Genomic DNA, 12,613 nt, shown 5'->3' on the forward strand with positions numbered 1-12,613 from the left:
TGCTGTATCCGCTGTTACTGTTTTTAAGCCAGATTTAATAATCAGTTTTTTTCCACCCACATGCCGTTTTCCCGGATCAGGTTTATCAGTTCGTTGACGGCTACATCGCTGTTGAGGCCACGTTTCACAATTTCCTTACCGCGGTAAAGGGTAATTTTGCCTACGCCGCTGCCAACATAACCAAAGTCTGCGTCGGCCATTTCACCCGGACCGTTTACGATGCAGCCCATGATGGCGATTTTTACGCCTTTCAGGTGATGGGTCACGGCGCGGATGCGGGCAGTAGTTTCCTGGAGGTCGAATAGCGTGCGGCCGCACGACGGGCAGGATATATATTCCGTTTTGGAAATGCGGGTACGCGTAGCCTGCAGGATGCCGAATGAAATATTGTTCAACGTAGCATGCTGGCCGGGTTGTGAGGGTTGATTACTCAGCCATAATCCATCGCCGAAGCCATCGAGCAGCAGTGCGCCGGCTTCGGTAGCATGGTGGATCAGGTGTTCATCTGCCGAAGGCTGATTACTGATACTATGGATGATGACAGGTACCCTAATATTTTTATTGAGCAATAAGATAAACAGGCGCCTGATAGCCGCCATCGCATTGCTGCCGGAAGCGGTGGCCACAAGTACGGTGCCGGCAGCTACGGCGGGGTTACCCAGTTGCAGCAGCAGTTGTTCATGATGTTCGGTATCCAGGTGATTGCAGTCGAATTGTACAAAGTTGATACGGCCGATTTCCTGTTGTTCGCAGGCGGTTACATAATGACGGGCATCAAAGTAAGGCACCAGTTCCTGTTTATTGGCGATGCTCAGCCAATACTCCGCATCTATCACTACCCGCAGGGTGCCGGGCAGGCCGAAGGCTGGTAACTGTTTGCCGGTGTAAATGTAATCTGCGGCGGCATCCCCGATATTCCATTTATCGCTGGGCTCATCGTACGTATACCCGATGGCATTCAGATCGGCGGGCTGTAAGCCGTTGTTATCGCTGAAATCTGCCACTACCACCGGTACCTGCTTTTCGCCGGTATTCTCTACAGGCGTGCTTTCGCGGCGTTTGTATTCGAAAGGGGAATAGGGGATATCTTTTACGGGCGGAATAGCCGTATAGTCGTTGCGGTTAGTATATCTTTTCACAATATCCTTACAAACCGGCAGTTCAAATTCAGGATCTTCTGTGAGGGAAACACGGATGGTATCACCTACGCCATCTTCGAGGAGTGTGCCTATGCCGATAGCAGATTTAATGCGGCCATCTTCCCCGTCGCCGGCTTCTGTTACACCGAGGTGCAGCGGATAGCAGTGGCCCAGTTCCTGTTCCATCGTTTGTACCAGCAGGCGGTAGGCCTGCACCATTACCTGGGGGTTACTGGCCTTCATGCTCAGCACTATATTTCGGTATTGCAGGTCTTCCGCAATGCGTAAAAATTCCATGGCACTTTCCACCATACCCATCGGGGTATCGCCGTAGCGGCTCATGATCCGATCGCTCAGGGAGCCGTGGTTGGTGCCTATCCGCATAGCGGTACCATATTCTTTACAGATTTTTACCAGGGGAGAGAAGCGTTCGCGGATGCGGTCTATTTCCTCGAGGTATTCGCTGTCGGTATAGTCGATTTGTTCAAATTTCTTTTTATCTACATAATTTCCCGGGTTCACCCGCACTTTTTCTACAATCCGGGCGGCTATTTCGGCTGCATTGGGCGTAAAATGGATATCGGCTACCAGGGGAGTCGTATACCCTTGTTTGCGTAGTTCGTTTTTGATGACCAGCAGGTTATCGGCCTCCTTTTTACTGGGGGCGGTGATGCGTACCAGTTCTGCACCGGCTTCGATACAACGGATGGTTTGCGCCACGGTAGCAGCGGTATCCATGGTATCGGTGGTAGTCATGGTTTGAATGCGGACCGGGTTAAAATTTCCGATGATAAGATCTCCCACCTTTACTTCCAGTGTGGCCAGTCGTTTGTATTCTGTCAGAGAGTTGCAATAAAGCTGCATACGTTGTTTTTGTTTTCCTGCGGAAGCAAAGTTAGTAAACCTGTGGTATAATAAAGCCGCAGCTTAAAGCTACATTAAATTCCACGAACGGCGGGCGCCAAAGGGCACAAATAGGGGATAAAAGTGTATTTTTGAGCCACTGTATGTTACTGAATAAAAGCATAGATATACCTTACCAGCAATTGCCCTTTTCCGGGCAGTTCAACGTAGCTTCCCTGGGCATGTTCCGCAATGAATTAACGGACCAGCCTCACCGCCATGATCATTTTCAGATTATATGGATCACCAAAGGGAAAGGACGGCACATGGTGGATTTCGTGTGGTATGAGGTGGAAGATGATATGATCTTCCTGCTTCGCCCGGGACAGGTGCATCAGCTGGATTGTGAGCGGGAAGGGTATTTCCTGTATTTCACGGAACAATTTTACTTTACCAATAAGCACGATAAAGAAACCCTTTACGATTTTACTTCGCTTTTCGATAACTGGCACGGATACGGGCCCATCAGTACCAGCGGCCATACCTCGGAGTCTCTCCTGGGGCTGATACAACTGATGAGCAGGGAAAAATCCTGCGCGCCTGCCGGCAGCTGGGGCATTGTGAAACATTACCTGAATGCCTTCCTGTTGCTGATAGAACGGGAAAAGAAACGCAATGCCGCGGAAACCATGATGCCGTTGGCGCACGACGCACGTGTTGTGCAGCTGCGCCGCCTGCTGGAACAACATTACCGCACAGAACACCAGGTAGCCTTTTATGCTGGCGCCTTTGCCCTCACCCCCAAAAGGCTGAACGAAATTACCAAAGAAACCACCGGTCGTACCGTCACCGAATTATTACACGACCGGATTGTGCTCGAATCAAAACGAAACCTGGCCTTCAGTCACAAAAGTGTCAAGGAGATCTGTTATGAGCTTGGATTCGAGGACCCTGCTTACTTTAGCCGCTTTTTTAAGAACAATACCGGTATCTCTCCCCAGGATTTCCGGGATATGATGTTCAAATAGTCCAAGTCAATAGCTGATTTGTCCTAACACCCGCCACTTACCCCGTTCTATATTTGCATTCTTATTTGTGAGCCCGCATCAGTCGGCTTTTAAGACGTTATAGATTAATATATGAACATCTGGAAACCGCTTTGCCTGCTGGTGATTGCAGGCTGCTGTTCGGTGGCCGTGATGGGTCAGCCCCGCCCGCTCACCTTACAGGAAGCACTACAAACAGGATTGAAAAATTATCAGTCCATCAAAGCAAAAGAAAACTATGCTAAAGCAGCTACAGCAAATATCAGTGCAGTAAAAAGAGAATACTTACCTGATCTGAATCTTGCCGCCCAGAATAGTTATGGTACCGTGAATGGTGAAAATGGTCCTATGTGGGGATATAAAGGCTGGACTACCGGCGCTTCCGGGCCGGCCCTGCCATCACAGAACTGGAATGCCGCCTTCGGTGGATTATACCTGGCCAATATCAGCTGGGACGTAGTCACTTTTGGCCGTCAGCACGCAAAAGTGCAGGCCGCGAAAGAACAATTGTATACCAACCAGGCCGACCTGGAACAGGAGAAATTTGAACAGCAGGTACGCATCGCCGGGGCATATCTTAACCTGCTGGCAGCACAGCGGTTGCGGGGCTCCATGGAATCGAACCTGAAACGAGCGCAGGATCTGCAGCATATCATTGTTTCCCGCGCATTGAACGGGCTCAGTGCCGGGGTAGACAGCTCCATCGCCAACGCAGAAGTATCCAAAGCAAAACTGACACTGGTAGACGCTGTGAATTACGAAAATGCACAAAGCAACAAGCTCGCGGAAATGATGGACGTGCCTGCGCAGGACTTTACACTGGATACCACGTTTATTACCAAGATACCTAACCAGCTGCTGGAAACGGTGTCTGCACAGGATTCTGTATCACTGAAGAATCAGCCCTTGCTGAAACTGTTCAGTTCACGCGTAACATTGAGTGACGCAAATCAAAAGCTGATCAGCAAAAATGCCATGCCGCGACTGTCCTTTATGGGTGTGATGCAAACACGCGGTTCCGGGTTTGACTACGACTACGGCGCTGCTAATCTCAGCCACTACAGCCAGGCATACTGGTCGGGCGCAAAGCCGCAGGTATCCAATTACCTCGTGGGCCTCAATCTTTCGTGGACGGTGACGGATCTGTGGCGCACACATTCACAGGTTGCCCGTCAACACTACACCACAGAAGGATTAAAAAATGAATACAATCAAACCTACAGCCGTTTGCAACATCAGCTGCAGCTGTCGGAACAACAGATAGATAATGCGGTGAAGAAATACCGGGAAGCGCCCATTGGCCTGAAAGCCGCCAGTGACGCCTTCCTGCAGAAAAGCACCCTGTATGAGAACGGTCTCACCAATATTGCCGACCTGGCCCAGGCACTGTACAATATTAACCGCGCGGAAACAGACCGGGATATTGCATACAATGGCGTGTGGCAGGCGATATTGTATAAATCCGCTACCGTAGGGGATCTGCAATTGTTTTTGAATCAACTGTAATTAACCGGAAAGCATCATTTCCTGAATATAACTGTATGAACCTGATTAAAACCGCATTACAAAAGCCGATAGCCATCATCGTGGTAGTGATGGGACTATTGTTTTTTGGTATTCAAGCAACGCGGGATATTAAAATAGATATCTTTCCGGATCTTAACCTGCCGGCTATATACGTATCACAGCCATATGGAGGGATGTCGCCACAACAGATGGAAGGCTTTATTGCCACCAACTACCAGAACCTCTTCCTGTATGTAACCGGCGTAAAAGATATTGAGGCCAAAAATATCCAGGGCCTTACCATGATCAAGATCTCTTTTTACGAAGGGACAAACATGGCCCAGGCCGCGGCGGAAGTAACAGCGATGGCCAATCGTGCCTTTGCATCGATGCCGTCTGGTACGCAACCACCCTTTATTATCCGTTTTGATGCATCCACCTTGCCAATCGGTCAGCTGGCACTGAGCAGTCCCACACGCACCAATAATGAACTACAGGATCTGGCTATGACCGTCGTACGTCCGTCGTTCAGCCGGATTGCCGGGCTTACTTCACCTGCGCCTTTTGGCGGTAACTCCCGCACTATCGTGATCCATGTGGATCCGCAACTGATGCGCAGTCACCATCTTTCGGCGGACCAGGTAGTAGCCGCTATAAAAGATAATAACCAGATATCACCGGCCGGCAACGTGCGTATCGGCGATATCACTTATCTCACACCCGCCAACACCGTGATACGCACGGTAAAGGAATTTGAGAATATTCCGCTGGTAATGGGAGATGGCCCTACCGTATTTGTACGGGATGTGGCGAAGGTAGAAGATGCCGCAGACATCACCAGTAGCTACGCCGTGATCAACGGAAAGCGCTCTGTATATCTACCTATCATAAAAACTGCAGATGCCTCCACGTGGACGGTAGTAAATAACCTGAAGACAGCATTACCCAATATCCAGAAATTATTACCGGAAGATGTAAAGATTTCCTTTGTATTTGACCAGAGCGTGTATGTGATCAATGCCGTGAAAAGCCTTATCAGTGAAGGCGTAATAGGCGCTGTACTCACGGCGCTGATGGTACTGCTGTTCCTGGGCGACCGGCGCAGTGCCTATATCGTGATCATCACCATCCCGGTATCCATCATCATTGGCGTGATGTTGCTGAAGCTCTTCGGGCAAACGATCAACATCATGACGCTGAGCGGGCTGGCGCTGGCCATAGGTATCCTGGTAGATGAGTCGACGGTAACCATTGAAAACATTCACCAACACCTGGAAATGGGGAAGCCAAAAGCCCAGGCAATCTGGCATGCGTGCCAGGAAATCGCCTTTCCAAAACTCCTGATCCTGTTGTGTATCCTTGCGGTGTTTGCGCCTTCGTTTACCATGAAAGGCGTGCCCCGTGCGATGTTTATGCCACTGTCGCTGGCCATCGGCTTTTCCATGATCGCTTCTTACCTGTTGTCGCAAACGCTGGTGCCCATTCTCGCCAACTGGATGCTGGATGCCAATAAATTCAAGCATCATGGCCACCCACATGTGCCTAGCAACGACGTGCATAAAACAGCCGGGTATATTGAAACAGAAATTGCAGATGAAAAGCAACACGCCAAAACTATTTCCGGCTTCGATCGCTTTAAGCTGCGCTTTATCGGCTGGCTGGAAACGCTGCTGAAAAGACGGAAGCTGGTGATTGGCGCCTACTTTATTGGGGTTATTGGTATAGTAGCGCTATGTATGAGTATTATAGGCCGTGATATTTTACCTAAACTGAATAACGGGCAGTTCCAGTTAAGGCTGAAAGAACCTACTGGAACGCGCCTCGAACGGACGGAAACCATGCTTATTAAATCCACGGAAATTCTGAAGGAGGTGGTCGGCGCCAAAAACATCGACATTACTTCTTCCTTCATCGGTACTCATCCATCGTCCTATTCTACCAACCCCATTTACCTGTTTATGGCTACGCCTAATGAAGCCGTGTTGCAGGTGAACATGAAAGAGGATTTTAAGATCAACATGGATGAGTTCAAAGAAAAGCTGCGCAAGCGGATCCATGAACAGATGCCGGAAGTGAAGATGAGCTTTGAGCCAATAGATCTTACCGATAAGGTAATGAGCCAGGGCGCCTCTACGCCGATTGAAATTGCCATCATGGGTAAAAATCTCAAAGAAAGCGTACCCTATGCGAAAAAGGTATTGACAGAAATGAAGAAGATTCCCTACCTGCGGGACGTGCAGATCAACCAGGCGATGGATTACCCGGCTATCCGGATAAACATTGACCGGGAGAGGGCCGGACAGCTGGGTGTAAGCGTTACAGACATCGCTAAATCACTCACAGCTTCCACCTCCTCCAGCCGTTTTACGGAAAAAAATAACTGGCTGGATGAGAAAAATGCAACGTCTTATTTTGTTCAGATCTCCGTACCGGAAAATGAGATGTCGAGTATCAATGATATGGCCGCTATTCCTATCAGCAAAAACAACACCCGGCCTTCACTGGGGGATGTGGCTACGTTACAGCCGGATACCGTGGTGGGAGAATATGACCGTATCGGCGCCGTGAGAATTGTTTCTATTGGCGCCAATATTCACAAAAAAGACCTGGGCAATGCCTCTGCTGCTGTAGCAGCGGCCATCAAACGCGCCGGCGAGCCACCGCGTGGCATCACCGTAGAGAAGCGCGGTTTGATGAACCTGCTGAATGAAACACTGGATAGTTTACAGTCGGGATTACTGGTGGCCATTATTGTGATCCTGTTATTGCTGGCGGCTAATTTCCAATCGTTCAAAGTAGCGTTGGTGGTGGTGTCTACGATCCCCGCGGTACTGGCAGGGTCACTGATCATGTTGCTGATCACGGGTTCTACGCTCAACCTGCAATCATATATGGGGATTATTATGTCGGTGGGCGTGTCGGTAGCCAATGCGATCCTGCTGATCACCAACGCAGAGAAGCTGCGGCTGGAAAATCATGATGCCCGCAGATCTGCACTGGAAGGTACTTCTATCCGGCTGCGTCCTATCCTCATGACGAGCATCGCCATGGTAGCAGGTATGATCCCGATGGCATCGGGACTGGGTGAAGCGGGCGACCAAACAGCGCCGCTTGGCCGCGCGGTAATTGGCGGGTTGATAGCCAGCACTTTTGCTTCCCTGTTTATTTTACCGCTGATCTTCGCATGGGTACAGCAGAAGTCAACCGTGAAATCGGTATCACTGGACCCTGAAGATGAAAACAGCCCGTATTACGTTCCGGGAGCGGCACGCGTTTAACACAGGTATAACTATAATGACTAAACGACATATCAATATCATGAATATAAATAAATACAGCCTGTCGTATCGGGTCATGACAGCTGCTGCATTATTATCTGCCGGTTTGTATTTCACCTCCTGTCACAGTTCCCGGGCAGACGATGAAAATGAAAAAGAAGACGGAGGTGTTCAGGTGAAAATTATTCACCTGCAAAAAAGCCAGCTGGATGCATCCCTGAAATTACCCGGAGAAATAAAGCCGTTTCAATTTGCCGATCTCTATGCAAAGGTGAACAGCTATGTAAAAAATGTAAATGTAGATCTGGGCAGCCAGGTAACTGCCGGCCAGGTGCTGGCAACGCTGGATGCGCCGGAAATGAATACACAATTGCTGGAGGCGCAATCCAGGCTTCATACAAAGGAAGCGATGTTTCGCGCCAGTCGTGCCACGTACGACCGTTTGCTCAAAACCAGTAAAGTGCCGGGTACCATTTCCCCCAACGACCTGGATATGGCCTTTGAGAAAATGAGCGCCGATAGCGCGGAGTTGTTATCCTCCCGCTCTTCTTACCATGAAGTACAGCAAATGCTGGGCTACCTGGTGATCCGCGCTCCGTTCAGCGGAGTGATCAGTCAGCGTAATGTGCACCCAGGCACTTACGTAGGCCCTGCAGGTAAGGGTTCAGATAAACCGTTGTTCCGTTTGGAAGAACAGCAAAAACTGCGTTTGTCCGTGGCCGTGCCTGAGATCTATACAGATGATGCCCACCACGCCGGTGACGTGCGTTTTACCGTGAAGTCCTTGCCGGGAGACACTTTTACGGCGAAGGTAACCCGTATAGCCGGTAGCCTGGACGTAAAGCTGCGTTCTGAAATACTGGAAATGGATGTGGCCAACAAAGAAGCCCGCCTGCTTCCGGGTATGTATGCAGAAGTGCTGATGCCAATGCCGGGCAAGAAAGATGTGTACATCGTGCCTAAATCTGCCATCATCAGTAATTCAGAAAGGGTATTTGTGATTAAGTCGGTGAATAACAAAGCCGTGTGGATCCCGGTGAAGTGTGGAAATGAATCCAACGGCCAGGTGGAGGTTTTTGGTGATTTGTCCGACAACGACCAGCTGGTACAGAATGGCAGTGATGAAATAAAAGAAGGAACGCCGTTAACGGCAGTTGCAAAATAATGTGTGTTTAAAGGGGGGAAGTCGTTTGCAGGAAAAATGGATCAACAGGTAAATGAATCGTCAGAAAAAAACAGGAATCAACGGACAAAAGAATCATTTAACAGACTGTATTCGGCAAGGTAAAGAGTGACGGATAGCAGGCAAACATACTTCCCTGATGAATCAGGCAATACAGCGCTTCGCAAGGGGCGCTGTTGCTTTAAAACACGAAGAGAATTGTTACGCCGCGTAACAATTGTAGGTTTAGGTAAAACGGCCGGAATATTCCTATTCCGGTTTTTTTATGCGCGTAGGTTGTCTCACTCAGGATTAGGAGGATTAGATGGATTGCTTTGAGTTTTTTAAAGGAATTTCATGGGATAAGCTGTTTTTACCTTGCCTTTTGTGATGGCCCGTAGTTTATTTTTCAGCAGCTTTTTTTTTAAGGGAGATAGATAATCGAGATAGAGTTTTCCGTCGATGTGATCATATTCATGTTGTATGGCCCTCGCGATGTTTCCGCTGAAAGTGGCGGTGTGCTTTATAAAGTGTTCGTCCTGGTATTGTATTGTAATGGCAGCTCCGCGTGGCACATCTTCCCAGATACCCGGAATGCTGAGACAACCTTCTGCATCATAGGTGGTGTCTTCGCTGTACCACAATATTTCGGGGTTAATAAATACATTTTTAAAATCGTCTGTGGAAACAATGAAAAGGCGTACCGGCCTGTTCACCTGCGGTGCGGCCAAACCCGCTCCGTTAGCCCGTTCCAGTGTGGTCCACATATCACGGATCAGCTCCCCTGTGCCAGCTGTTGCGGGCGTAATTATTTCACATCGTTGTCTTAATATAGCGGCGCCATAGGCGATGATCGGCAGGATCATATTCTTTCTTTTCTGCAAAGAAATTCAGAAGGAAACAGCGGTAATAGTAAATTTTAGACACTTGTAAAATGGGTTGCTGGTTTATTCCTAATTTTGGATGGTTATGCCGGTAGATATTCTTGCACATCTTATTTGTCATCAGCCATCAGCGGCGGTGAGATCCTTGCCGCCATCATCTGCACTGTTGCGGGTGGTGGAATGCTATTGCTGGTATACACAGCTACACAACAGGAAAATATTGGCTGCGTTAGACGGGCACCCGGCGTTGGTATTTTTGCTGAACCGGCGTAGCGTCCAGTTTACCGGGCGGCATAACTTTACTATTAGTGAGGGTTTTTTCTGCAGCGGAATCCTGGAAAATACTTACCTCGAGGATATTACCCCCGGCGCCCGGTTACTGGTAGTAAAATTTACAGCAGATGGGTGGGCCTGGTTAAAGCCACTGCTGCCGCAAACGGACGGGCCATTGGCGCCGTTACCGGCAACATGGCGGCCATTGTTACAGGAGATAAGAGCGGCCGGATCCCCGCAGCGACAATCCGGGGTGCTGAACGCATTCCTGGAGCGATGGATACCCCGCAACGTCATGGGTAATTACCTGCTTCAAATGGCGGCGATGATGATCCGGCAATGTGGAGGAAAAATAGCCGTAGCGGATATCTGTGAAGCCCTGAAAATAAACTACAAATGGCTGGAACGGAATTTTCGTATGTCCACCGGCGTTACTCCCAAACACTATATCAGTAATATCCGTTTTTTGCATGCGTGGAGCGATGTGCATAAAGCGGCGCAGCCATTAACCGGTATAGCCCTGGATAATGGCTACTACGATCAGAATCATTTCATTAAGGCATATAAGAAATACACCGGCAGTGTACCTTCTGCGCCTAAATAAAACATCCCAAAGCGGGACTACCAGCTTTGGGATGTTTGATATGGAGAGGATGAAAATGTTACCAGTCTTTGTCTTTGGGTACAATCTGACCTTTTACTTTCTTCGCTTTGTCCTGCAATTTCTTTTCTTCCTGTGATAAAGCCTGCAACAGGCGTTCTGCTTCCTGCTTGCTCATCTTGCTGGGTTGTGGCTCCGGCTTCTGCTGATCCTCTTTGTCTTTATCGCCTTTGTCCTGGTCTTTATTCTGCTGGTCCTTGTTCTGGTCTTTGTTTTGATCCTTGTCTTTATCCTGTTGGTCTTTGTTCTGATCTTTATTTTTGTCTTTGTTCTGATCGTTTTTGTTCTTGTCTTTATTCTTGTCCTTGTCTTTGTTATCTTTTTTATCGTTGCCGCCGCCGCCTTGCTGTTGTTTTTTCAGCATGGCCTGGGCATAGGCGAGATTATAACGGGCATCCTCATCGGAGGGATTGACCTTCAATGCCTGTTTGTAGGATTTGATGCTTTCTTCCCATTTTTTGCCTTCCATGAAGGTATTGCCGATATTATAATCAGCGTCGGATTTGATGGCTGGTTTGCCACCCAGTTTCAGGCTGTTGGCATATTGCGCGCGTGCATCATCGTAACGTTTTTGCTGATAGAGGGAGTTACCTAGGTTATAACTGCCTTCGGCGGATTGGGCGTTTTGTTCCAGCGCTTTTTTGTAATTAGCTTCCGCATCGGTGTATTGTTGTTTTTTATACAGTTCGTTGCCTTTGCGGATATACTTATTGGAGCCGTTCTGCGCGAAGCCGGTAAGGCTGGCGAGCATTACTGCAATAAGGAAACTATATTTTATAAAAATGATTTTCATGAGTAATGAATTAAACTGCCGGTGATTCAGGAGTGCGCTTGAAGCGAACTTCAGGAATAAAAAATTCAATCAGCAGCAATGCCAGGCATACACCCAGGAAATACTGAAAATAACTGTTGTAGTCGGTGAATACGTTCTCTCCAAATTCTTTCTGCTCCATGCCGTCTATTTTACTGACAAGGGTATTTACTACGTCGTCGGTATTATTATCCAGGTGCTGATAAATGCCTTTGCCGGCGGCAGCAATGCCTCTGAGCTCCGCTTCATTCAGTTTGGAAATAACGGTATTGCCTTCCCTGTCTTTTTTATAGCTCCCGGTTTCCGGGTCCGGCAGGGGAGAACCCGCTACAGAACCGATGCCGATGGTATTGGTAACGGCGCCGTTCTCAAAAGCGGCTTTGGTACGCTGGATAGCAGTTTCATCATGATCTTCCCCATCAGAGATAATGATGAGGGCTTTATGCTTACGTTCTTTTTTGTTAAAAGCGTCGTCGGATACCTGTATTGCCTGACCAATGGCGGTACCCTGTGTAGGGATCATGTCCGGGGATACGGTGCTGAGGTACATTTTGGCAGCAGAATAATCAACGGTGAGGGGCATTTGCAGGTAAGCGTTACCGGCAAATACCACGAGGCCTACGCGGTCATTATCCAGTTTATCCATCAGCTTACTGATGAGCTGGCGGGCGCGGGTAAGGCGGTCCGGCTGCACATCCGTAGCCAGCATACTTTTACTTACATCCAGCGCTATCATCACATCCACGCCTTTGCGGGTGATTTTTTCCATGCGGCTGCCTTTCTGCAGGTTGGCCAATCCAACTACGCCGAAGAAAAAAGCCAGGAAAATAAGCAGGAACTTTAATATAAACAGTTTGCGGGAGTAGCCGGTAAAGAGTTTTTCTACCAGTGCCCTGATCCCCGATGCGGCGTATAGAGCGGCGTTTCCACCACGACACACCCAGGAAGGCCACCTGTAAAACCAACAGGAGCACCAGTGCCCATAAATATTCACTATGCTGAAATCGTAA

At 48.7% G+C, this 12,613-nt stretch carries 9 protein-coding genes; 5 read left to right on the top strand and 4 right to left on the bottom strand.

What is annotated here, in order from left to right; all coding sequences use genetic code 11:
- Positions 1 to 41: 41 nt before the first annotated feature.
- Positions 42 to 2,003, bottom strand: a complete 1,962-nt coding sequence (gene ispG / locus QFZ48_RS11735; protein ID WP_429062372.1) for a (E)-4-hydroxy-3-methylbut-2-enyl-diphosphate synthase — start codon at positions 2,001 to 2,003, stop codon at positions 42 to 44.
- Positions 2,004 to 2,146: 143 nt separating this feature from the next.
- Between ispG and QFZ48_RS11740 the strand changes: the two genes are divergently transcribed.
- From QFZ48_RS11740 to QFZ48_RS11755, 4 genes are all read left to right on the top strand, one after another.
- Complete coding sequence (locus tag QFZ48_RS11740; protein ID WP_370908717.1) at positions 2,147 to 3,010, top strand: helix-turn-helix domain-containing protein; 864 nt, start codon at positions 2,147 to 2,149, stop codon at positions 3,008 to 3,010.
- 111 nt (positions 3,011 to 3,121) lie between these two features.
- A complete protein-coding gene (locus QFZ48_RS11745) occupies positions 3,122 to 4,534 on the top strand; it encodes a TolC family protein (protein ID WP_429062374.1) in 1,413 nt (470 codons plus the stop codon).
- 35 nt (positions 4,535 to 4,569) lie between these two features.
- Positions 4,570 to 7,812, top strand: a complete 3,243-nt coding sequence (locus QFZ48_RS11750; protein WP_429062375.1) for an efflux RND transporter permease subunit — start codon at positions 4,570 to 4,572, stop codon at positions 7,810 to 7,812.
- A 40-nt stretch (positions 7,813 to 7,852) separates the two neighbouring features.
- Positions 7,853 to 8,977, top strand: coding sequence for an efflux RND transporter periplasmic adaptor subunit (locus tag QFZ48_RS11755; protein WP_429042818.1), 1,125 nt, complete (start codon positions 7,853 to 7,855; stop codon positions 8,975 to 8,977).
- A 341-nt stretch (positions 8,978 to 9,318) separates the two neighbouring features.
- On the opposite strand, the gene def is transcribed toward QFZ48_RS11755, so the two are convergent.
- Complete coding sequence (def, locus tag QFZ48_RS11760; protein WP_429062376.1) at positions 9,319 to 9,840, bottom strand: peptide deformylase; 522 nt, start codon at positions 9,838 to 9,840, stop codon at positions 9,319 to 9,321.
- Positions 9,841 to 9,943: 103 nt separating this feature from the next.
- On the opposite strand from def, the gene QFZ48_RS11765 reads away from it, so the two are divergent.
- Positions 9,944 to 10,735 carry a helix-turn-helix domain-containing protein gene (locus tag QFZ48_RS11765; protein WP_429062378.1) on the top strand — a complete coding sequence of 264 codons (792 nt, stop codon included), beginning with the start codon at positions 9,944 to 9,946 and terminating at the stop codon, positions 10,733 to 10,735.
- A 58-nt stretch (positions 10,736 to 10,793) separates the two neighbouring features.
- On the opposite strand, the gene QFZ48_RS11770 is transcribed toward QFZ48_RS11765, so the two are convergent.
- Together QFZ48_RS11770 and QFZ48_RS11775 are read right to left on the bottom strand one after the other, a co-directional pair.
- Positions 10,794 to 11,585, bottom strand: coding sequence for a tetratricopeptide repeat protein (locus QFZ48_RS11770; RefSeq protein WP_429042810.1), 792 nt, complete (start codon positions 11,583 to 11,585; stop codon positions 10,794 to 10,796).
- A 10-nt stretch (positions 11,586 to 11,595) separates the two neighbouring features.
- Positions 11,596 to 12,597, bottom strand: coding sequence for a VWA domain-containing protein (locus tag QFZ48_RS11775; protein ID WP_429062379.1), 1,002 nt, complete (start codon positions 12,595 to 12,597; stop codon positions 11,596 to 11,598).
- Positions 12,598 to 12,613 lie beyond the last annotated feature (16 nt).

This window comes from Chitinophaga sp. W2I13 (assembly GCF_050434005.1).
Classification (GTDB): domain Bacteria; phylum Bacteroidota; class Bacteroidia; order Chitinophagales; family Chitinophagaceae; genus Chitinophaga.

Bases quoted from the DNA above. Each gene is read 5' to 3' on its own strand.
- QFZ48_RS11750 (WP_429062375.1), top strand. From the start codon at position 4,570: ATGAACCTGATTAAAACCGCATTACAAAAGCCGATAGCCATCATCGTG.
- ispG (WP_429062372.1), bottom strand. From the start codon at position 2,003: ATGCAGCTTTATTGCAACTCTCTGACAGAATACAAACGACTGGCCACA.
- def (WP_429062376.1), bottom strand. From the start codon at position 9,840: ATGATCCTGCCGATCATCGCCTATGGCGCCGCTATATTAAGACAACGA.
- QFZ48_RS11770 (WP_429042810.1), bottom strand. From the start codon at position 11,585: ATGAAAATCATTTTTATAAAATATAGTTTCCTTATTGCAGTAATGCTC.
- QFZ48_RS11765 (WP_429062378.1), top strand. From the start codon at position 9,944: ATGCCGGTAGATATTCTTGCACATCTTATTTGTCATCAGCCATCAGCG.
- QFZ48_RS11740 (WP_370908717.1), top strand. From the start codon at position 2,147: ATGTTACTGAATAAAAGCATAGATATACCTTACCAGCAATTGCCCTTT.
- QFZ48_RS11755 (WP_429042818.1), top strand. From the start codon at position 7,853: ATGAATATAAATAAATACAGCCTGTCGTATCGGGTCATGACAGCTGCT.
- QFZ48_RS11745 (WP_429062374.1), top strand. From the start codon at position 3,122: ATGAACATCTGGAAACCGCTTTGCCTGCTGGTGATTGCAGGCTGCTGT.